Source organism: Luteimonas chenhongjianii, from assembly GCF_002327105.1.
Lineage (GTDB): Bacteria > Pseudomonadota > Gammaproteobacteria > Xanthomonadales > Xanthomonadaceae > Luteimonas > Luteimonas chenhongjianii.
The window spans coordinates 556,056-575,511 of sequence record NZ_CP023406.1 but is presented as its reverse complement, the minus strand read 5'-3'; the positions used below and the strand labels follow the sequence as shown (position 1 = coordinate 575,511).

The 19,456-nt window shown below is 70.0% G+C and carries 18 protein-coding genes; 1 reads left to right on the top strand and 17 read right to left on the bottom strand.

Going from position 1 to position 19,456, the window contains the following annotated elements:
- Window positions 1–40: 40 nt before the first annotated feature.
- Together CNR27_RS15145 and CNR27_RS02660 are read right to left on the bottom strand one after the other, a co-directional pair.
- Window positions 41–502, bottom strand: coding sequence for a hypothetical protein (locus CNR27_RS15145; RefSeq protein ID WP_157745225.1), 462 nt, complete (start codon window positions 500–502; stop codon window positions 41–43).
- Window positions 487–888, bottom strand: a complete 402-nt coding sequence (locus CNR27_RS02660; RefSeq protein ID WP_096296818.1) for a hypothetical protein — start codon at window positions 886–888, stop codon at window positions 487–489. Before CNR27_RS02660 ends, CNR27_RS15145 begins: the two co-directional genes overlap by 16 nt.
- Window positions 889–1,177: 289 nt before the next feature.
- On the opposite strand from CNR27_RS02660, the gene CNR27_RS02655 reads away from it, so the two are divergent.
- Window positions 1,178–2,851 carry a GGDEF domain-containing protein gene (locus CNR27_RS02655; RefSeq protein WP_123832542.1) on the top strand — a complete coding sequence of 558 codons (1,674 nt, stop codon included), beginning with the start codon at window positions 1,178–1,180 and terminating at the stop codon, window positions 2,849–2,851.
- A 75-nt stretch (window positions 2,852–2,926) separates the two neighbouring features.
- On the opposite strand, the gene CNR27_RS02650 is transcribed toward CNR27_RS02655, so the two are convergent.
- The 15 genes from CNR27_RS02650 to CNR27_RS02575 all read right to left on the bottom strand — a co-directional run bounded on the left by CNR27_RS02650 (window position 2,927) and on the right by CNR27_RS02575 (window position 19,335).
- On the bottom strand, window positions 2,927–3,289 hold the full coding sequence (locus CNR27_RS02650; protein ID WP_096296816.1) for a GFA family protein: 363 nt from the start codon (window positions 3,287–3,289) through the stop codon (window positions 2,927–2,929).
- Between the two features lie 100 nt (window positions 3,290–3,389).
- Window positions 3,390–3,608 (bottom strand): polyprenyl synthetase, encoded by a 219-nt coding sequence (locus tag CNR27_RS02645; RefSeq protein ID WP_096296815.1) that lies wholly within the window; start codon window positions 3,606–3,608, stop codon window positions 3,390–3,392.
- Between the two features lie 459 nt (window positions 3,609–4,067).
- The gene (locus tag CNR27_RS02635; RefSeq protein ID WP_157745223.1) at window positions 4,068–4,514 is read right to left on the bottom strand and encodes a hypothetical protein; all 447 of its coding nucleotides are present in this window, start codon (window positions 4,512–4,514) and stop codon (window positions 4,068–4,070) included.
- Window positions 4,515–5,004: 490 nt separating this feature from the next.
- Window positions 5,005–7,326, bottom strand: coding sequence for an ABC transporter permease (locus CNR27_RS02630; protein ID WP_096296812.1), 2,322 nt, complete (start codon window positions 7,324–7,326; stop codon window positions 5,005–5,007).
- Entirely contained in the window at window positions 7,323–8,324 is a 1,002-nt protein-coding gene (locus tag CNR27_RS02625) for an HlyD family secretion protein (RefSeq protein WP_096296811.1), read from the bottom strand. The genes CNR27_RS02630 and CNR27_RS02625 overlap by 4 nt, the downstream gene beginning before the upstream one ends.
- Window positions 8,321–9,778 carry a TolC family protein gene (locus CNR27_RS02620; protein WP_096296810.1) on the bottom strand — a complete coding sequence of 486 codons (1,458 nt, stop codon included), beginning with the start codon at window positions 9,776–9,778 and terminating at the stop codon, window positions 8,321–8,323. The genes CNR27_RS02625 and CNR27_RS02620 overlap by 4 nt, the downstream gene beginning before the upstream one ends.
- A 456-nt stretch (window positions 9,779–10,234) precedes the next feature.
- Complete coding sequence (dcp, locus tag CNR27_RS02615; RefSeq protein ID WP_096296809.1) at window positions 10,235–12,382, bottom strand: peptidyl-dipeptidase Dcp; 2,148 nt, start codon at window positions 12,380–12,382, stop codon at window positions 10,235–10,237.
- A gap of 138 nt (window positions 12,383–12,520) precedes the next feature.
- Window positions 12,521–13,567: an SEL1-like repeat protein gene (locus CNR27_RS02610; RefSeq protein WP_096296808.1), complete on the bottom strand. Its 1,047-nt coding sequence runs from the start codon at window positions 13,565–13,567 to the stop codon at window positions 12,521–12,523.
- 27 nt (window positions 13,568–13,594) lie between these two features.
- A complete protein-coding gene (locus CNR27_RS02605) occupies window positions 13,595–14,203 on the bottom strand; it encodes a lysophospholipid acyltransferase family protein (RefSeq protein WP_096296807.1) in 609 nt (202 codons plus the stop codon).
- Window positions 14,204–14,237: 34 nt separating this feature from the next.
- Window positions 14,238–14,648, bottom strand: a complete 411-nt coding sequence (gene arfB, locus CNR27_RS02600) for an alternative ribosome rescue aminoacyl-tRNA hydrolase ArfB (protein WP_096296806.1) — start codon at window positions 14,646–14,648, stop codon at window positions 14,238–14,240.
- A 189-nt stretch (window positions 14,649–14,837) separates the two neighbouring features.
- Window positions 14,838–15,524 (bottom strand): pseudouridine synthase, encoded by a 687-nt coding sequence (locus CNR27_RS02595; protein WP_096300198.1) that lies wholly within the window; start codon window positions 15,522–15,524, stop codon window positions 14,838–14,840.
- 481 nt (window positions 15,525–16,005) lie between these two features.
- Complete coding sequence (locus CNR27_RS02590) at window positions 16,006–16,500, bottom strand: hypothetical protein (RefSeq protein WP_096296805.1); 495 nt, start codon at window positions 16,498–16,500, stop codon at window positions 16,006–16,008.
- A 59-nt stretch (window positions 16,501–16,559) separates the two neighbouring features.
- A complete protein-coding gene (gene panE, locus CNR27_RS02585) occupies window positions 16,560–17,516 on the bottom strand; it encodes a 2-dehydropantoate 2-reductase (protein ID WP_096296804.1) in 957 nt (318 codons plus the stop codon).
- A 50-nt stretch (window positions 17,517–17,566) separates the two neighbouring features.
- Window positions 17,567–18,376, bottom strand: a complete 810-nt coding sequence (locus CNR27_RS02580; RefSeq protein WP_096296803.1) for an ABC transporter permease — start codon at window positions 18,374–18,376, stop codon at window positions 17,567–17,569.
- Window positions 18,373–19,335, bottom strand: a complete 963-nt coding sequence (locus CNR27_RS02575; protein ID WP_096296802.1) for an ABC transporter ATP-binding protein — start codon at window positions 19,333–19,335, stop codon at window positions 18,373–18,375. Before CNR27_RS02575 ends, CNR27_RS02580 begins: the two co-directional genes overlap by 4 nt.
- Window positions 19,336–19,456: the final 121 nt, after the last annotated feature.

Genomic DNA, 19,456 nt, shown 5'->3' with positions numbered 1-19,456 from the left:
GGCCCTTGCGCGCGTCGTGCCCGCGGTCGGCGCAACCAGGTCAGCCGGACTCCGCCATCGAGTGAGACGCGAGCGCAGCGCGCGCCGCGTCGCAGCTCTCGTACAGGGCGGTGCCATCCGTCACGACCACGCTCCACATGTCGGGACCGAGGACCTTGACGATGGCGTGGCCGGCCTGCCCGGGCGTGACGCCGAGCGGCATGGCGCCGAAGTTGAGGACTTCGAGATAGCGCTTCGCGCCGCGGTCGTCGCGACGGCCGCCGGAGCCTTCGGCGATCGTCGTGCCGCGGGTGCGCCCACTCTCGGTGATGGTGGTCTTGAGACAGACCGTGGGTGCATCGGCAGCGGCCCGCCGGTGGCGGCAAGCGTCGACGCGGCGAGCAGGATCAAGCTGTACAGGGGCAACCTCCTTGTCGTCGGGAACGCGCGGCCGGACCCGGCCGCGCGGGGGTATGGACGCGATGCCATCGCGTCGCCGAGGCCCTGCTAGGGCTGGTAGCAATCGCCGGCCGGGTCGACCTCGATCTGGATCAGTTGGCTGCCGCCGCCCCAGATGTTGCCGCTGGTGAAGATCAGACAGCCCTCGCCGCGGCACAGCGCCTGCAGGCGCGTCACATCGTTGCCGAAGTAGAACGGGATCCAGCGCTTGCCCGACTCGTAGCTGTGGGAACGGTCCGGCGCGCTGTCCATCAGCTCCTGCACGTCCTGCATGCTCGTGCCGATCTGCAACTGCGCGAACTTGCTGCCTTGCGCCGGCGTGCCGACGATCTCACCGGTGAACGAGCCGTCCTGCGACTGCACTTCGCGCGTCTGTCCGTCATTCGCGGTCGCGCTTCCGGCCACCCCCAATACCAGCGCCAGTGCGGCGCCGAGTCCCCGGGCCTGCATTGCAATCCCCTTGCGTGCGTCACCGGAAATGGCGACGTCGGCGGTCCTAGCAGGGCACTGCGGTGTCGCCCCCCATGAAGCCGGGCCCGCCGCGGAACGGGCGGCAGCGTCAGCGGCAGCGTCAGCGTCAGCTGACGGTCGCCGCACGCAGGGCGCCGTGCCGAGGCGTGGGGGTGCCGGCGACCGTCCTTGCGTACGGCGAATTGCCGGGCTCGCCCGCGCCCGTACACGGGCTAGACTGCATGACCGGGGACCAATGGGTGTCGCAGCCCGACTGCGACGGGGGCCGATGCGTTGGGGCGTGGTGTGTGCGCTGTTGCTCACGATGGGACTGTGCGCGGAGGCCGTCGCGGCCGCCGCGCCGACGCTGCGTGTCTCGGTGCTGCCCGCCGGCCCCGGTGCCGGCGAAATCGCCGCGGTGCGCGAGGCCGACGGCTGGCAGGCGGTCGCTGACGATGCACTGCGGCGCCGCGCTGACGCCCGCTGGTGGCGTGTCGACATCGACGCGGGCACCGCGCCCGAGCCCGACGTCTGGATCGTCTCGATCCGCGAGGCCTACGACGCGCAGCTGGTGGCCTACGCCCCGCCCGACTACACGCCCCGCCCGCTGGCCACCTTCGACCCCGCGGTGCGGCAGATCGGCTCGCGCCATCGCTTGACCATCCCGGTCCCGGCAGATCGTCTGGACCAGCCGGTCTTCATCGAAGTGGCCTCCGCGCGCAGGCAGCCGATGGGCCTGCAGGCGCAGCCGCTGCAGACCTACCTTGCGGCCGATTACGCGCGCGTACGTTTCACCAGTGCCGTGCTGAGCGCGCAGCTGCTGCTGGCGGTCGTGGCGGCCATCTTCGCGGTCGCGTTGCGGCGCTGGATGCTGCTGATGTTCTGCGTGTGGGTGCTGTCGGTGGCGCTGTATCTGGTGGTGATGCGCGGGGAAATGGTGGTGCTGGCGCCATGGTTCCCCGCGGAACATGCGATGCGCGCGGCGGGGCTCGGCATCAGCCTGGGCCTGATCGCGGCATATGCGTTCCTGTTCGTGCTGCTGCAGATACCACGCCGCTATCCGCGCCTGGCGCGGCTCTACCGGATCGCCCTGGTCAGCTGCGCTGCGCTGCTGGTGATCGTGCCCTTCCTGCCCCTGGTCACGGTGGCGCCCTACGTGGTCAACACGTTGCTGCTCACTCTGGGCTCGCTGGCGCTGGGCGTGGGGCTGAATCGCGCGCTCGCGGGCGACCGCGAGGCGCTCGTCTTCCTGCTCGGCTGGGGACTGGTGTCGGTCGTCGCGATGACGCGCACGGTGTACTTCTTGCGCTACGTCGGCACACCGGAGTGGCTCGAGTACCTGCATCCCGCGGCCGACGCGGTCGGTGCGCTGATCCTGGTGCTGGCGACCGCGCGCGCAGCGCGATATGCCGAGCGCGAAATGGTCTCGGCGCGGCGCAGCGCGATGACCGATCCCTTGACCGGCCTGTACAACCGCGCGCAACTCGATACCGGCATCGCGCAGTTGATGGAGACAGCGGCGTCGCGCGGCGGCTCGCTTGCGCTGCTGTTCGTCGACCTCGACCATTTCAAGCAGGTCAACGACCGCTACGGCCACGACGTGGGCGATGCCTGCCTGCGGGCCATGGCCGCCATCCTGCGCCGCCAGGTCCGTGCCAGCGACCTGGTGGCGCGCTACGGCGGCGAGGAATTCGTACTGGTGCTCGAGGGCAGCGATACCGCGGCTGCACTGCGCGTGGCGCAGGCCCTGCGCGCGGCCGTGGAGGCCGAAGGGCGTGAGGTCGGCGGCCTCGCGGTGGGCCTGACGGTGTCGATCGGCGTGGCGATGCTGCATCCCGGCGACGACATCGCCAGTCTGTTCAAGCGCGCCGACGAGGCCCTCTACCGCGCCAAGCACGAAGGCCGCAACCGCATCGTGCTGTGCCCGCCGGCGCCGCCCCGCCACCAGCTGGAATTCGCCTGAGCGACCTGCGGACGCGAGGCATTGCCGGCCGGGGCCGCCAAAGCGACGCGTGCGAGGCCAGGCGCAAGCGCGCCGCTAGACCAGGCTCTGCGCCGCCCCGTTGCCGTACCCGATTTCGCCCAGCGCGGCCACATCCACGCCCTCGATGCAGGCCAGGTTGAAGCCGTATTCGTCGGGCGCGCTGCGACGCTGGTGATGGGTATAGATGCCGCAGACACTGCAGAACCAGTGCTTCGCAATCCGCGTGTTCCACTGGTAGAGACTCAAGCTGTCCGCGCCGCGGGTCACGCGCAGGCGATCGAGGGGGACGCCGGCCATCACCGCGCCCTTGCGGCTGCACAGCGAACAGTTGCAGCGGCGGATGTCCTCGAAGCCGTCGATCAGATCGACTTCGAATTCGACAGCCCCGCAGTGGCAGGTGCCGATGACCGTTCGCATGGGGCCAACTCCTGGTATGCCTGCCCGGGAAAGCGGAATCCTGCCGGGGGCGGCCGCGCAGCGGGGCAGACGCTCGCGACATGTGCGCCGGCGAAGGCGGTTATTTCCGCAGGCCCGCCACCACTTCCGACACGTTGAGGCCCAGTTCGAGCTGGAGGCGCACGTATTCGCGCTCCTTGCGAGACAGGGCGCGGCCCATCTCGATGCGCACGTCTTCCGCCTGCATGATGCGGATGATCCGCGGCATCGCGGAGCCGATGGCGTCCTGGCCGTAGCCGGCCTCGCGCAGGGCTGCAATGAGAAGGGCTTCAAGTTCCATGACGCGTCCGGATCGGTGGGAGCGATGCATTGTGCGCCAGCCGAAGCGGTTGAACCCGCCGTGCCGCCCAGATACGCAGGACGGCATCGGCTGGACCCGTTCGCGGCGCTTCGTCGATCGAGTCCAGCGCCCGGTACGAGATCACGCTTGCGATCCAGCCAGTGACGCGGCGGTCATTACACGCGGACTTGATCGATGCCGCCCCGACGCGCCTTCGCTGGATCGCCATCGAACGCACCGGCACCAGGCGGTGCGTCGAGGGCGACGCCGACGATGTCCGCGGGCGCGCCGTGCGAAATGCAGGTCCCTGTCAGGCGCAACCGGCTCGCCAGCATGCCGACCTCGGCCGTGCCGGCTGCGCACCCGGCCACGATGCCGATGTGCCCGGTGCCGGCGATGTCCGCAGCGCGCGGCGCGCGCGCTTTCCTTGCCGAGCCAAGCGCGGCCTGGCCAGCCCGGTTACGAGGCCGCAGGAGGCGGTGATGCGGATGCGTCGGCGAGCGCGCCGTCGGATCCCATCCGCCGCAGGATCAGCAGCCATGCGACCGATCCCAGTACCGTGATCGCTGCACCCCCTGCCAGGGCTGGCGCCCGTCCGTCGCCGTAGAGTTCGGCCCAACCCACACTCCCGCCGACAGGGCGGGCCAGGTAATCGAAGGCCAGGATTGTCACGCCTTGGCAGGCAAGCACGACCGCGGTAGCGGCAAGTGCCACGCCCGGCACGCTGAGACGGCCGAGCCGCGCGGCCAGGAGCAGAGCCGCTGGAATAACGAGCGCCAACTCCGCGGCCTGTCCTACCCAAGGGATCTTCATGCCCGTACTGACGAACACAGCCGCTACCCCAGCACTGAATAGGAACAGCACAAAAGCGAATAGGACATGCGCGATCAACGACTTCATTGCCATGGTCTTTGCTCCCCGAATTGAAAGGCCGCGACGCGGCCGAAGAATCGTCCTGTCCTACCTGTCCTGCTTCCGATGCCGGTACCGACCTCCCCATGGTCATGGCCCCCGGCACCGCCCCCTGGCGGAAAGTATCAGAAGCTGAAGGCCCTGCAGCACCCCGACCGCGACCCGGCCGTCCGGCCATAAAGCAGAGCCCGCGGCCCTGCAGGACGGGATGTGCACGGCGGCCGGGGCCCCGCCCGGATTCGCGGTTCCGGTCGATGGCGTGGGTGGATTCCGCCGTCCGCTCGCGACGAGCCGCAGCGACAGCGCGCGTCGGCATTGCCCCGGCGCGACCTGCACCCACGTGCGCGTCGTGATGTTCGGGCTGCCGGCCCGGTGGGCCCCACGTGTCCGCCGAACGGATTTCCGGTGGCGAGAGGGCTGCCTGGAAGTGGCCGGCCTGCTGCCTCGGCACGGAGTGGGATCCGCAGACCGTCACCAGTGCGGCTTACCCGGCCTGCGGCTCGGGTACGCCTGCCCGGGCGCGCATCGCGCCGCGCACCAGGCGTTTCCATGCGATCCACCCATAGACGATGGTCAGGCAGGCGAGCACCGCTGCGTGGGGCGCGACCTCGCCCAGCGTCGCGCCGGCGGAGTTGAGTTCGACGAAGCCCTGGATCGCGGAGGTGGCCGGCGACAGCTGGCCGATGGCCACCAGCCAGTCCGGCATCAGGAACGGCGGCCAGGCGCTGCCGCCAAGGAAGAACAAGGGCACCGAAGTGCCGACCAGCAGCTGCATCACCCGCATCGGCTGGTCGAAGCAGGTGCCCAGCGCCAGCCCCAGCGCCGAAGCGGAGGCGGCGAACAGCGGCACCAGGCACAGCATCCCCAGCGGGTTGCCCATGCGCGGGTAGTCCTGGAACCAGAACACGAATCCGAAATAGAACAGGTTGCCCAGCACCCCGGCGACGATCAGCCCACCCCACAGGCCGATGAAACCGCGGGTGCCAAGGACGGTGGCGCGGGTGCGGCGGCGGATTGCGGCGACCAGCGCCGAGCCCAGCAGCAGGGTCTGCTGCAGGATGATGCAGGCCACCGCCGGCACCACGTAACTGCCGTAGCCGTCGGAGGTGTTGTAGAGCGGGCGCTGGACGATGCTCGGCACGCGCGTCTGCACGTGCAAGGCGCCGTCGAGCGCCGCCAGCCGCGCCTCGAGGATGCCGGTAATGGTGGCCGTCATCGACTTGCCGATCGCCGACGCACGCACCAGGTGCGAGCCGTCCACGTCGATCGCGATGCCATGCGGCTGCCCCGACAGCAGCCGTGATTCGAAGCCCTGCGGGATCATCACCACGCCATCGACGCGGCCGTTGCGCAGCATGTGCTGGGCCTCGAGGTAGCCGGCGGCGACGGTGCGCGCGTCGATCGCGCGCGTGGCGTCCAGCGCCCGCACCATGGCCCGGCTCAGCGGCGAATGATCCTGGTCGACCACCGCGACCGGCAGCTTGACCGCGGTCTGCCCGGCATACGCCATCGGGTAGTAGAAGGCATAGCCGACCACGCCCAGGATCAGCAGGCTGGCCACCGAGAGGCTGTGCACGATGCCGCGGAAGGTGTCGATGAAGGCGGCGCCGGCGCGGTCTGGCGCGACCGGGAACACCTCGTGCTCCGGCTTCGGCTGCCGGCGCGCGCGTCGGTGCGCGAGCGCCAGCGCCAGGGCCCCCGCCCCCAGGGTGACGCCGAGCAGCAGGCCGACATCGCCCAGCGACGCGCCTGCGTCGGCGCCCATCACCATCTGCGCGTTCTGCACCCGCAGGTAGTGCGTATAGGGCAGCAGCGCGCTCCACACCTGGGTGACCACCGGTCCGTGGGTCAGCGGCAGGGTGCCGTTGGAGAACGCGATGGCGGCGCCGGCATAGACCGCTGTCGCGGAGTAGGCGATGTCCATGTCGCCGGTGGCGTTGACCAGCAGGGCCGAGAGCGCGACGGTCGCGGTCATCAGCACCACCAGCCCGGCCAGCAGCATCGGCAGGCTGCCGGCGATGCCCCAGCCGCGCCAGCCGCACAGCCACGCGAGCCACACCAGTCCCCAGGCGACGAAGGCCACCACGTAGGGCAGGGACTTGGCCAGCGACGCCTGCAGCAGTCGGCCGTCCCAGCGCCGCGCCCACTGCGCCAGCGAGCCGCCGCGCAGTTCGCGTCCGAACGCCATCACCGCCGCGCTGGCGATCAGCAGGTGCAGGATCCCCGGCACCACCAGGCCGCCGAGGAACAGTTCGAAGTTGGTCTGCGGATTGCCGACGGTGGTGTTCTGGATGGCCGGCAGTGTCAGCGGCACCGAGGGCACGCCGACGTCGCGAGCCAGCGACTGCAGCCGGGGCTGCGCCGCGGCGGTCAGCGCGTCGGCCTGCGCCGATGCCGCGATCGCGCCCACCGTCTGGAACGCGGCGTTGTAGTAGACGATGGCCGCGTCCGGCTCTCGCAAGGCGTTGCCGGCCAGGCCGCGCGGCAGGTAGGCCACGCTGTAGACCCGGCCCGAACGCACCAGCGGCCAGGCCGCGTCGAGATCGAGCGGCATCGCCGCGATGCGCAGGGCCGGGCTGGCGTCCATGTTGCGGATCGCGGCGCGGCTGAGCGTCGAGTGATCCTCGTCGACCACCGCGACCGGGATCTCGCGGATGACCCCGGCCGAGAACATGGCGGCCACCACCGCCATCAGCACCGGGGGAATCACCAGCAGCAGCAGCCGGTCCCAGCGGTCGCGCGCGAGATGCGCCAGTTCGGCCTGCAGCGCCTCCCGGAACACCGCGCGACGGGCCGGGGCGCTCATCGCCGCGGGGGCCAGTCCAGCAGCACGCTCATGCCCGGGCGCAGGCCTTCGACCGGTTCGCGCGGACGCGCGCGCACTTCGAAGCTGCGCATGTCGTAGCCACGCGACTGGCGGGTGGCGCGCCAGGTGGCGAAGTCGCCCTGCGGGTCGATGAAGTCGACCTCGAACGCCACCCCCTCCAGATCCAGTGCCGGCACGTTGCCCAGGATCACCACGCCATTCGCCAGGCCGGCGTACTGCGACTCGCGCACCGGGAACGAAACGTAGGGATGGTCGATATCGATGATCGTGTACACCGGCACGCCCAGCAGCACCAGTTCGCCGGGCTGCACGAAGCGCTCGGCGATCTCGCCATCGATGGGGGAGAGCAGATGCGTCTCCTTCTCCAGCGCAGTGGCCTCGAACACGCCGGCGCGCGCGGCTTCCACCTGCGATTCGGCGAGCGCCCGGGTCGGCTCGCGCACACCCGCGGCCAGCTTCAGGTACTGCTGGCGCGCCGCTTCCGCCTGCGCGGCGCTGGCCTCGCGCGCGGCATCGGCTTCGTCGCGGCGCTGCGCCGAGATCACCCCTTCGGCGAAGAGGTTGTCGGCGCGCCGCGCGGTGCGCGCGGCCAGCGCGGATGCCGCGCGGGCGGCCTGCCAGACCGCCTCGGCCGAACGCACGTCCTCGACGCGCGCACCTTCGTCGGCCAGCTCGCGCGCCGCCTCGGCGCCTTGCAGCGCGGCGTTGGCCTGCTGGTCGGCAGCCTGGATCTCCGGACTGGAGAGCTCGGCGAGCAGCTCGCCGCGGGCCACCCGTTGGCCTTCCTCGGCATACATGACCTCGACCCGGGCGACGGCCTTGGGGGCGACGTTGTAGGTGTCCGCGTCCACCATGCCCTGGACCTGCGGCGCCGCCGGCCGCATCGCCAGGTACAGCCCGACCACGACGAAAACGGCTACGACCAGCAACACGAGCCAGAACACGAGGTGCCGGGGGCGGGGGCGCGCGGACGTCATGGCGTGGTCACCGGTTCGGAACTGCGCTGATACCGCGCGAAGGTGTCGTAGCGATCGCTGGCCGCCAGCAGGCTGGCGAGCGACAGCACGTACTCGTAGGCTGCGGCGGCGCGCTGCAGGCGTGCACTGCCGAGCAGGTTGCGCGCGTCGACCAGCGCCGAGGCCGGCGCCTCGCCCTCGCGGAAACCGAGGTCCTGCACGCGCAGGTTCTCCTGTGCCGCGGCGAGACTGGAATCGAGGGTGACGAAGTCGCGCCGGGCCAGCTCGACCAGGTTGTAGGTGCGGGTGACCAGATCGGCGACGGTGTCGCGCGCAGCCATCCGGTCGTGATCGGCGGCGCTGGCGCGGGCGTTGGCGGCTGACAGCGTGCTGCGACGGTCGAGCGTGGAGAGCAGTTCGTAGCGCAGGGCCAGGCCGACCGCCCAGTCGGGCTCGATCGGCAGCGCGCTGTCGCGGTCGAGGTTGTAGGTGCCGAACGCGAACACCTGTGGCCGGTAGCGCGAACGCGCCAGTTCCACGCCGGCACCTGCGAGCCTGCGCCTGGCCTCGGCCTGGGCGACCAGCGGATGCCCGCCCTCGGCCTGGGTAATGAAGCCCTCGAGCGGTGGCAGCGGCGTGCGATCGACGAACAGCGGTGATTCGGGCGTTACCCCGGCCGCCTCGTCCAGGCTGCGCGCCAGCGCTCGCGACGCGGTGTCGTATTCCAGCTGCGCGCGGTCGTACTGACGTTGCGCGGTGTCGCGCGCCACCTGCACCTGCAGCCGCTGCGCGGTGCTGAGCACGCCTTCGCGTTCCATCAGCTGCGCGTTGTGCAGATGCAGCTCGAAGCCATCGCGGGTCTCGCCGGCGATCTGCACCGCCTGCTGCGCCAGGACCACGCCAAAGTACTGCTGGACCAGTTGCACGTCCTCCAGGTCCTGGGTCTGCTCGCGCAGGGCGCGCACCAGCCCGACATTGGCGTCCGCAGCCTCACGGCTCGCGGTGATGGCGCCGCCGGTGTAGATCGGCATCACCGCGCTCACCACCGGGCGCAACGTGGTCTGCGAGCCGCGGATACGGACGGTGTCGGGCAGGGCGGCGAAGAATTCCGGCAGCGTCTGTCGCAGCCGCGCGTTGATCAGCTGCAGGATCTCGCCCGGCACGCCCGGCAGGTCGCCGATGATGCCGGGCACAAGCTGGCTGGCCACGGACTCGACCTGGTCGAGCGCGCCCAGCAGGGAGAGATCGAAGGTCTTCTGGTAATGCAGCCATTGCGCATCGAGCGCGACCGTCGGGCGATACAGCCGCGCGGCGGCATCGGCCTGGGCCTCGGCGGCCGCCAGGTCCGCGCTGCTCGCGCCCAGCACCGGCGAGGTCGCCTGGCGGCGCGCCTGGGCGGCATCGAAGGTCATCGGGATCGGGGGACTTGCGCCCGCCGGCAGCACGGCTGCGGTCGCGGCCAGCAGCAGGGCCATTGCGTGGTGGCGGGGCCCGGGTCGGGGTCGCGGGCCTGCGCTTGTGGTGCGCCTTGCGTCTCGCATTGCGACCCCCGCATCCCTGCCCGCCGGGCCGGATCGGCTGCGAATATAGCACCGGCGATTGGAGGGCAGCGCTCACGCGCGGGGCCGGCCAGGCGGCGTGCCCGCGAGGCGTCGACCGCGCCCATGGGCGGGGTCGCGGCTGCATGCAGGGGCCGGCGTCAGACCCGCGCGCGACACCTGCCGCGTGCCCGGGGGCGGGCACCTTCGCCGCGCCGATCCGGCTCAATTGCCGCTTCGGCGACCTGTCGCGGACGCCTCTCTGTCAGTGACTCCGGCGGCGATCGCCGAGGCACGGGCGTGCACCGCAGCCCTGCCCGACGCCGGTCGAGGCGACCCGCTGCGGCCGCCTCGATGCAGGTCTGCCCGCTGAAGGATCAGCAGGCAGCAGGCTCACTTCAGGCCGCGATGCTCCAGCAGCGGCTCCACGCTCGGCGCCTGGCCACGGAACTCGCGGTAGGCCTCGCCCAGATCCCGCGAATGGCCGATCGAGAGGATCTTGTCGCGGAAGATCTGGCCGTTCTCGCGGGTCAGGCCGCCGTTCTCGCGGAACCACTGGAAGGCATCGTGATCGAGGACTTCCGCGGCGAAGTAGGCGTAGTAACCGGCCGCGTAACCGCCACCCCAGATGTGGCTGAAATAGCTGGTTCGGTAGCGCGGCGGGACCGCCGGCAGGTCGACCTTGTACGCCGCCAGCGTCTGCTTCTCGAACGCGTCGACATCCTGTTTGGCCTCGCCCGCCGGCAGCATGTGCCAGCCAAGGTCGAGCAGCGCGGCCGACAGGTATTCGGTGGTGGCATAGCCCTGGTTGAAGGTGCGCGCGGTGGTGATCTTCTCGACCAGTTCCTGCGGCATGGCCTCGCCGGTCTGGTAGTGCCTGGCGTAGTTGGCGAAGACCTTGGGGTCGAGCGCCCAGTGCTCGTTGAACTGGGACGGGAACTCGACGAAGTCACGCGGCGTGTTGGTGCCGGCCACGGACGGGTACTTCGTGTTCGAGAAGAAGCCGTGCAGGGCGTGGCCGAACTCGTGGAACAGCGTGGTCACGTCGTCGAAGCTCAGCAGCGCGGGCTGGCCGGCGGCGGGCTTGGTGAAGTTCTCGACGTTGTAGACGACCGGAATCGTGCCGGTCAGGCCGTTCTGCTCGACGAAGTTGCCCATCCACGCGCCGCCCTGCTTGCTGTCGCGCTTGAAGGGGTCGAGATAGAACAGGGCCAGCTGCTTGCCGTCGGCATCGAAGATGTCGAACACGCGCACGTCGGGGTGGTAGACGGGGATGTCCTTCCGCTCCTTGGCGGTGATGCCGTAGAGCTGGTTGGCGGCGAAGAACACGCCATCGTTGAGCACGCGGTCGAGCTCGAAGTAGGGCTTGATCTGCGACTCGTCGAGGTCGAACTCGGCGCGGCGCACCTGCTCGGCGTAGAAGTCCCAGTCGGCCGCGCCGGCGGTGAAGCCGCCGTTCTGCGCGTCCACCACGCCCTGGATCTTGGCCAGCTCGGCGCGCGCGCGCGCGGTGGCGGCGGGCACGGTGTCGGTCAGCAGCTTCAGCGCGGTTTCCGGCGTGCGCGCCATCTGGTCGGCGATGCTGTAGGCGGCGTAGTTCGGGAAGCCGAGCAGCTCGGCCTGGCGGGCGCGGATCTCGGCGAGGCGCTGGATGGTGGCGCGGGTGTCGTTGGCGTCGCCCTTCTCGGTGCGGCCCGTCGACGCGGCCAGCACGCGCTCGCGAAGCGCGCGGTTCTTCAGCGACCCGAGCACCGGCTGCTGCGTGGTGTTCTGCAGGCTCAGCAGCCACTGTCCGTCATGGCCGGCGGCCTTCGCGGCATCGGCGGCGGCGGCGATCGTGCCTTCGTCCAGGCCGTCGAGTTCGGCCACGTCGGCGACGAGCACGCCACCGGCATTGCTTGCGGCCAGCAGCTTGTTGCCGAACGCGGTGGACAGCGTGGACGCCTCCGAGCTCAGCGCGCGCATCTCGGCCTTGCCGGCCTCATCGAGCAGCGCACCGGCGCGGACGAAGTTGTCGTGGGTGTGCTCGACCACGGTGATCTGCTCGGGCGTGAGCCCGAGCGTCGCGCGCTGGTCGTAGATGGTCTTGACCCGCGCGAACAGCGCCGGGTCGAGATAGATGGCGGAGCTGTGCTCGGCCAACTTGGGCGCCAGCGCTTCCTCGGCAGCCTGCAGGGTCTCGTTGGTGTTGGCGCCGGTGAGCATGAAGAACACGTTGGCCGAACGGGTCAGCAGTTCGCCGCTGCGCTCCATGGCCTCGATGGTGTTCTCGAAGGTCGGGGGCTCCGGGTTGTCGGCGATCGCGCGGATCTCGGCCAGGTGCTGGCGCATCCCCTCCTCGATGGCCGGCTGGTAGTCGGCGTCCTTGAGCTTGTCGAAGGGCGGCGCCTGGAACGGCAGCGTGCTGGCGGTGAACAGCGGGTTCTGCGCCGGCGCGGCAGTGGTGGATTCGGTGGCGGGCATCGTGGACTCGGCGGAACGGTCGCCACAGGCGACCAGGGCAATCGCGATCGCGGAAGAGAGCAGCAGGGGGCGCAACATGGGGCGGGCTCCGGAAAAGACAACGCGGTGACGGCGTCGACCACGTCACGCGGCCCGCCAGCCGCGCAGCGTGCGCCTGTGGGCGCGGGCAGGGAATGTGCCGTTCGTTGGTGGGTTCAGCGGGCAGAGCGGGCAGGTTCAGCGGGCGGCGGCGAACTCGGATTCGCTGCAGGCATCGGGCGCGATGTCGTGGATCCCACCTTCGGGCGACAGCATGATCGCTGGCTCGACGTGACGCGGAACCGCCGCCTCTGCGGCCAGATCCGCGGCCCGGGCCCCTTCGCTTGGCGTGGCGGCCGCGGCCAGTTCGGCGCGGCGCCTGGCCACATTGCGGGCCACCGGATGCTCAGGGGACAGGCCGGTGATTCCAGGATGGCGTTCCAGTACGGAGAACCAGGCCAGCGCCTTGGCCAGATCGGGCGTGACGGTCTGGGCGAGGAATGGGCGCGAATAAGCGCCGTCGAGGTCTGCATAAGCCATGGCCAACGCGTAGATGCTGGCGACGTCGCCGGCCTTGGCCGCGCGCGTGGCGACAGCTTCGGCTTCGCGGCGATAGGTCTGCAGCGCCGGCAGCGCATCCATCAGGTCATGAAAGCGGAACGCATTGCCGATCGCGTAGTGGCGCATTGACGGCACGTGCCCCGCGAGAGCGGCCTGGCGCCAGTAACGGGCACGTGCCTGAGGCGACAGCGGCGCAGTGGCGTCGCATTGGGCGACCAGCCGCGTCTGCTCCGCCAATTGCTCACTCTGATGCGCGCGCAGGGTTTGGAGCTGCGCGCGGCTTTCCTCGGTGTCGATCTCCAGCAGACGACGCTCCATCCACTCGGGCCCGCGATTGGTTTTGGCGATGGCGCCCCGCAGCTGCGAGCGGAGCACTTCGCAACGCTCGTGTTCGGCGGCCAGCCGACAGGCAGCACGCGCCTCGCCTTGCGCGGCGCGCCGGACAAGCGTGTCGTGGATCGCAGCCAGCGGAGCGCCGGGCTCGGGAAGTTCGGCATCGTTATCGACGGGTACGGCCGCGGGGGCGAACCCTGGGCCAGCTGATGTCACATCCTCGGTGACGGTCGCTGACGACGTTTCCGCCGCCGTGTCGCCATCACCGGGGATCCCGCCGCGGCCGGCGAGGAACCCCGCGCCGCCGGCCAGCAACACGGCGGCGGCGATCAACAGTGCGCGGATCCTCATGCGGCGATTCCCTGTGCCGTCGGTCGATCAGACCGTGCCGCGGTTCTTGCCCATCCACGGCGCGAACCAGGCACGCAGCGCCGCCATGTCGGCGTCGAGATCGTCGCTTGGCTGGATCAGCGGGCCGAAGCCGATGACCTTGTCGGGGTAATGGAAGTACATCGTCTGAATGGGCACATTGGCGGCCTTGGCGATCTTCCAGAAGCCGGTCTTCCAGCGTTCCACCCGCTTGCGCGTGCCTTCGGGGGCAAGGCCGTACCAGAACGGCTCGGGACCATTGATCGCCGCGGCGGCCTGTTCGATCACGCGCGAGGCGCGGCTGCGATCCACCGGAATCACGCCCAGCTCGCGCAAGGCCCAGCCCAGCACCGGAATGCGGAACAGCGAATCCTTGCCCAGCACGCGGATGTCCAGGCCCAGCGCGGCCTTGGCCGCGAAGCCCCAGACACCGTCCCAGTTGGACGAATGCGGAGCGCCGATCAGCACCAGGCGCGAGACATCGGGCAATTCACCCACCACGCGCCAGCCGCCCAGCCGCAGGATGTTGCGGCCGATCCAGCGCGCGAGCCGGCTGGGTTTCACACGCGGTGCATTGGGGGGTACGGGAATCAGTAACGGGTATTTCGTCTTGCTCATGCGTCCTCGGCGCAAGCGCCAGGCTTGTGGCGGATCAATCCCAGTCGCGCGTGGCGCGACCGCGCTTGATGGTACTGCGTTCGCGCTTCTCACCGAGCCGCCGCTCCTTCGATCCGCGCGTGGGCCTGGTCGCCACACGCGCCTTGGGCACCTCGTAACCGGCGGCGATGAAGGCTGCCAGACGCTCGCGGGCGTCCTCGCGGTTGCGGTCCTGGGTGCGGAACCGCTGGGCATTGAGCACCAGCACACCGGCCTCGGTAATGCGCCGGTCGCGCCGCGCCAGCAGTCGCGCACGCACGTGTTCAGGCAGCGAAGGCGAGCCGGCGATGTCGAAGCGCAGCTCGACCGCGGTGGAAACCTTGTTGACGTTCTGGCCGCCGGGTCCGCTCGCGCGCACGAATCGCTCGACGAGTTCGTCTTCGGGAATGGCGGGCGGCGTGGACATCGACGCCCATTGTAGAACGTGGCTGTGGCGCCGGTTTCGGCGGTGTTCTCGCTTACCTGCGCTGGCGGGGGCCGCGCTCGCGCCCAAAGGGTCGGAGGCGGGCGCTCCCGGCCGGGCCGGCCCGGGCCAGGAGCAGACCGGAGATCCAGCGCCCCGGCGGGACCGCGGGGCGTTCATCGGCGCCGCGCGCTAGGCCGGCACCCCGGGAAAGAGCAGCAGGGCCTTGGCGAATTCGTCGCCAGGCGGCGTCTCGACCACGAGCCGCTGGCCCGTCCTGGGGTGGTCGAAGCCCACGCGCTCGGCGTGGAGCAGCATGCGGTGGATGCCGAGCATGCGGAAGTTGCGATTGTGGCGGCCGTCGCCGTGACTGGTGTCGCCGATCAGATGGTGCGAGAGGTGCTTGAGGTGCCGGCGGATCTGGCGGAAACGCCCGGTCATCGGCTCTGCGCGCAGCAGGGCGTAGCGCGAGGTCGCAAACCCCGATGACGGCAATGCCAGTTCGGTCGTCGCCAGGCGGGTGAAGCGGGTGATCGCCGGCTTTTTCACCGGTTTGCCGGGGCCGCCATCGAGTGGATGGTCGACCACGATGTCGTCCGGCCAGCCGCGGCAGATCGCGAGGTAGTGCTTGTCGACCGTGCGCGCCATCCACTGGGCGCCGAGCGCGGACGCGGTCTCGCGGTCGAAGGCCACCAGCAGGCCGCCGCTGGTCGCCCGGTCCAGCCGGTGGATCAGGAACAGCGGCCGGCCGAACTGCTCGCGCAGGCGGTCGGCGAGGAAGTCGTGCTCGTCCCGGGCCAGGGCGCTGTCGTGGACCATCAGGCCCGCCGGCTTGTCCACGACCGCCAGCCATTCGTCCGCGTAGCGCACCTCGATCATCGTTTCCGCCGCTTCCGTGCCGCCGGTCGGCCGCAATCGAGCCGCTATTTTCGTCGATCGCCTTCATCAGCGGGGAACCGCCTGCGTCGCGTTGTCGTGTCCGGGTGCGTGTCGCGTACCTGGGCATCGCCGCTGCACGCCGCGCCGCCGACCCTCGACGCGCCCGTGCACGCAGTCGAGGACAAGCTGCGCGCACTCGTTCCCGACGCCGTGCGTGCGGGGATGGAACGACATCTGCAGCCCGAAGCACTGTCGGTATTCATCGGCGGGATTTCAGTGACCAGGCGCCCGGACGCCGGCACCTCTTCCTGCCGGAGAGGTCGACGTGCGAAGCGCTTCGGGCGGGGTCCGACCGGGCGTATGAAGGCCCGCAGCACACCGTCACCCGCCATGCGTCGTCTGCGGCAGTGGACATCAGGTTCGCAGCAGCGCGTCTCGCGCATCAGGATGCCAGCCGCAAGTCGCTGTCTTCGTTTCGCGCCTAGTTCGCCGGCGGCGGCAGTGTCTGCGAGGCCATGGCTTCGAGTTCGTCGCACATCTGCTTCTGCTGCGGCGGCGCGGCCTCGGTGAACTGGGTGGTGGTCTTGCTGTACGCCGACAGGAACTCGCTGTCGAAAGTGTGGGCATCTCCGCCCATGCCGATGAACTCGCGGCGCAGCCCGTTCTTGGCCTCGGTCAGCTGCGCATCCGAGACGCTCGGGTCGCACAGCTTCGCGGCCGCATGCATCGCACCGGCGATACCGGCGATCTGGCTCAGCATCGCGCTCGCAGCGTCGCCGGTGAGAGGGGCCTCCACCGGGCCGGGGTCCGCCTCCATCTGCGCCTGCGCAGCTTCGGTAGGTTGCGTCCGGGTGTCTTCGACCGGCCGGGTCTCGACGGCATCCGGCTGGGCCTGCGGCGCGGGGCTGCAGGCGGCAACAACGAGGACGGCGGGCGCCAGCAGACGGGCGATGGAGCGGGTGCTGGCGAGCGCCATGGGCACATCTCGATCGGGGGTGCGGCGACCCTAGCAGAGCCCCTGCGAAGCGCTGGCGATCAGGGGGTGTCGGGGGTGTCGCGGCGTGAGCGGTAGGCCTGCAGATGCACCCAGGCGGCATCGAGGTGCGGCAGCGCCAGTCCCGCCGCGTGCGCGCGCGCGCGCATGTCACCGACGATCTGCGCCGCCTCGACCTCCTGACCGGATTCCAGGTCACGCAGCATCGAGGCGGTGACCGTCGAGCCTGCCCGGGTCAGCAGGCTGCGTGCCTGGGCCGCCGCTTCGGCGGGAATGGCCTGGCCTTCGGCGCGGGCGACTGCCAGGCATTCTTCATGCAGCGAAACGAGGAACGCCGTGCCGCCGTCGGTGGCGACGATGCGGCCGATGCTCGCGCGCATCAGGCAGGTCGCCGCAGCGAGCGCGGCAAGGAACGCGAACTTGTTCCAGGCCGCCTGCATGAAGGTGTCGCTGCGCACCGCGTCGAAGCCGGGTGCGCCCGCGCACACCGCTTCGATTGCACGTGTCCGGGCACTGCCGTTGCGCGATGCATCGCGTTCGCCGAAGGTGATCGACGGTGGCGAGGGCAGATGCACGACTTCGCCGTCGCCCCCCTTCATCGCGCTGATGAAACATAGCCCGCCCAGCACGGCATCGGCGCCGAAGCGGGCATCGAGCGCGGCGTAGTGCGGCAGACCGTTGAGGATCGGCAGGACGGCCGTCGACGGACCGACCGCCGGTGCGATCGCGTCGATCGAACTGTCCAGGTCGTAGGCCTTGCAGCTCAGCAGGACGAGATCGAAAGGATCGCGAGCGGCCAGCGCGGGCAGCGCGTCGGCGGTGACGTGGGCGACCGGGAACTGCGCATCGCCCAGTGCGCTGCGGATCCGCAGGCCATCACGCGCGAGCTGCGCGGCGCGGGGCGCGCGCACGAGGAACGTGACGTCGACCCCTGCCTGCGCGAGGCGACCGCCGAAATATCCGCCGGTGCCGCCGGCGCCAAGGACGAGGATGCGCATGCCACGTTCTTCCGTCTGATGGCGCGCGGAGCGACCGCGCGCAGGACTCTTCAGCTGCGCAGCCCGATCCCGCGCTTGAGCAGCCACAGGGCCAGTGCGCCGAGCACGATCACGAAGCCGATCATCAGTGCGAACGACACGCCGAGCGAGACGTCGCTGACGCCGAGCAGGCCGTAGCGGAAGGCGTTGACCATGTAGAAGATCGGATTTGCGTGGGTCGCGGTCTCGGCCCAGCCGGGCAGCAGCGACACCGAATAGAACACGCCACCCAGGTAGGTCAGCGGGGTCAGGATGAAGATCGGCACGATCGCGACGTCGTCGAACTTCTTCGCATAGACCGCGTTGACGAAGCCGGCCAGCGCGAAGATCGTCGCACCCAGCAGCACGGTGGCGAACGTGACCAGCGGATGCGGGATGCGCACGGTGGTGAACAGCATCGCGATGCACAGCACGATCACACCGACGGCGAGCCCGCGCGCTACCGCGCCGACCACGTAGCCGCCCAGGATCACCCAGCTTGGCATCGGACTGACCAGCAGTTCCTCGACGTGTCGGCCGAACTTGGCGCCGAAGAAGCTCGACGAGATGTTGCCGTAGCTGTTCTGGATCACGCTCATCATCACCAGGCCCGGAACGATGAAGTCCATGTAGCGGATGCCGTCCATCTCGCCCACGCGCGCGCCGATCAGGCCGCCGAAGATCAGGAAATACAGCGTCATCGTGATCGCCGGTGGCACCAGGGTCTGGCCCCAGATGCGCAGGATGCGCACGATCTCGCGGCGCGCGATCGTATATAGCGCGACCCAGTGGCGCTGCGCGGTGCCTTCGACGGCGGCGACGTCGGTGGTCTTCGTGATCATGCGGACTTCTCCTGCTGCGAGACGGCATTGGGGCCGGTCATGCGCACGAACAGTTCTTCCAGGCGGTTGGACTTGGTGCGCATCGAGCGCACTCGGATGCCGGCGCCATCGAGCGTGGCGAACACGCGGTTGAGATCCATCGCGCGCGGCATGTCGAGTTCCAGGGTGTGGTCGTCGGTCGCCAGCAGCGTCGCGCCTTCGATCAGCGGCAGGGTTGCGGGCAGGGCGCCATCGATGTCGAAGATGAAACCCTCGACGTCGAGCTTGGACAGCAGCACGCGCATCGGCCCCTGCTCGACGATGACGCCGTGGTCGATGATCGCCAGATTGCGGCACAGGCTCTCGGCTTCTTCGAGGTAATGCGTGGTCAGGATGATCGTGGTGCCGGCGGCATTGATCTCCTTCAATGTCTGCCACATGCCGCGGCGGATCTCGATGTCGACGCCCGCGGTGGGCTCGTCGAGGATCAGCAGGCGCGGGCGCGTCATCATCGCGCGGGCGATCATCAGCCGCCGCTTCATGCCGCCCGACAGCGTGCGCGACATCGTCCGCGCCTTGTCCCACAGCTGCGCGCGCTTGAGTTCCTCTTCGGCCCGCACCATGGCCTCGGCGCGCGGGATGCCGTAGAAGCCCGCGTAGTTGACCAGGATGTCGAAGGGCTTTTCGAAGAAGTTGAAGTTGATCTCCTGGGGCACCAGGCCGATCAGCCGCATCGCCGCATCGCGCTCGCGGTGCAGATCCGTGCCGAACAGGCGCACTTCGCCCGAGGTCTTGTTGACCAGCGAGGAGATGATGCCGATCAGGGTCGACTTGCCCGCGCCATTGGGTCCGAGCAGGGCGAAGAAGTCGCCGGGGGCCACATCGAGAGAGACGCCCTTGAGCGCCTGGACGCCGCCGGCATAGGTCTTGCGCAGATCGCGCACCGACAGCGCCGGTGCGGCTTGGGAAATCGGTGACATGGTCCGTCGCTCGTGCCGCGGATGGCGCGGCGGGGTGCGTAGTATAAGGACGCCTCCCCGCCCTGATCCGCAACGACGCGTTGCACGGCCGCGCGCCCCCGGTGCGCAGCCTCCGTTCGCG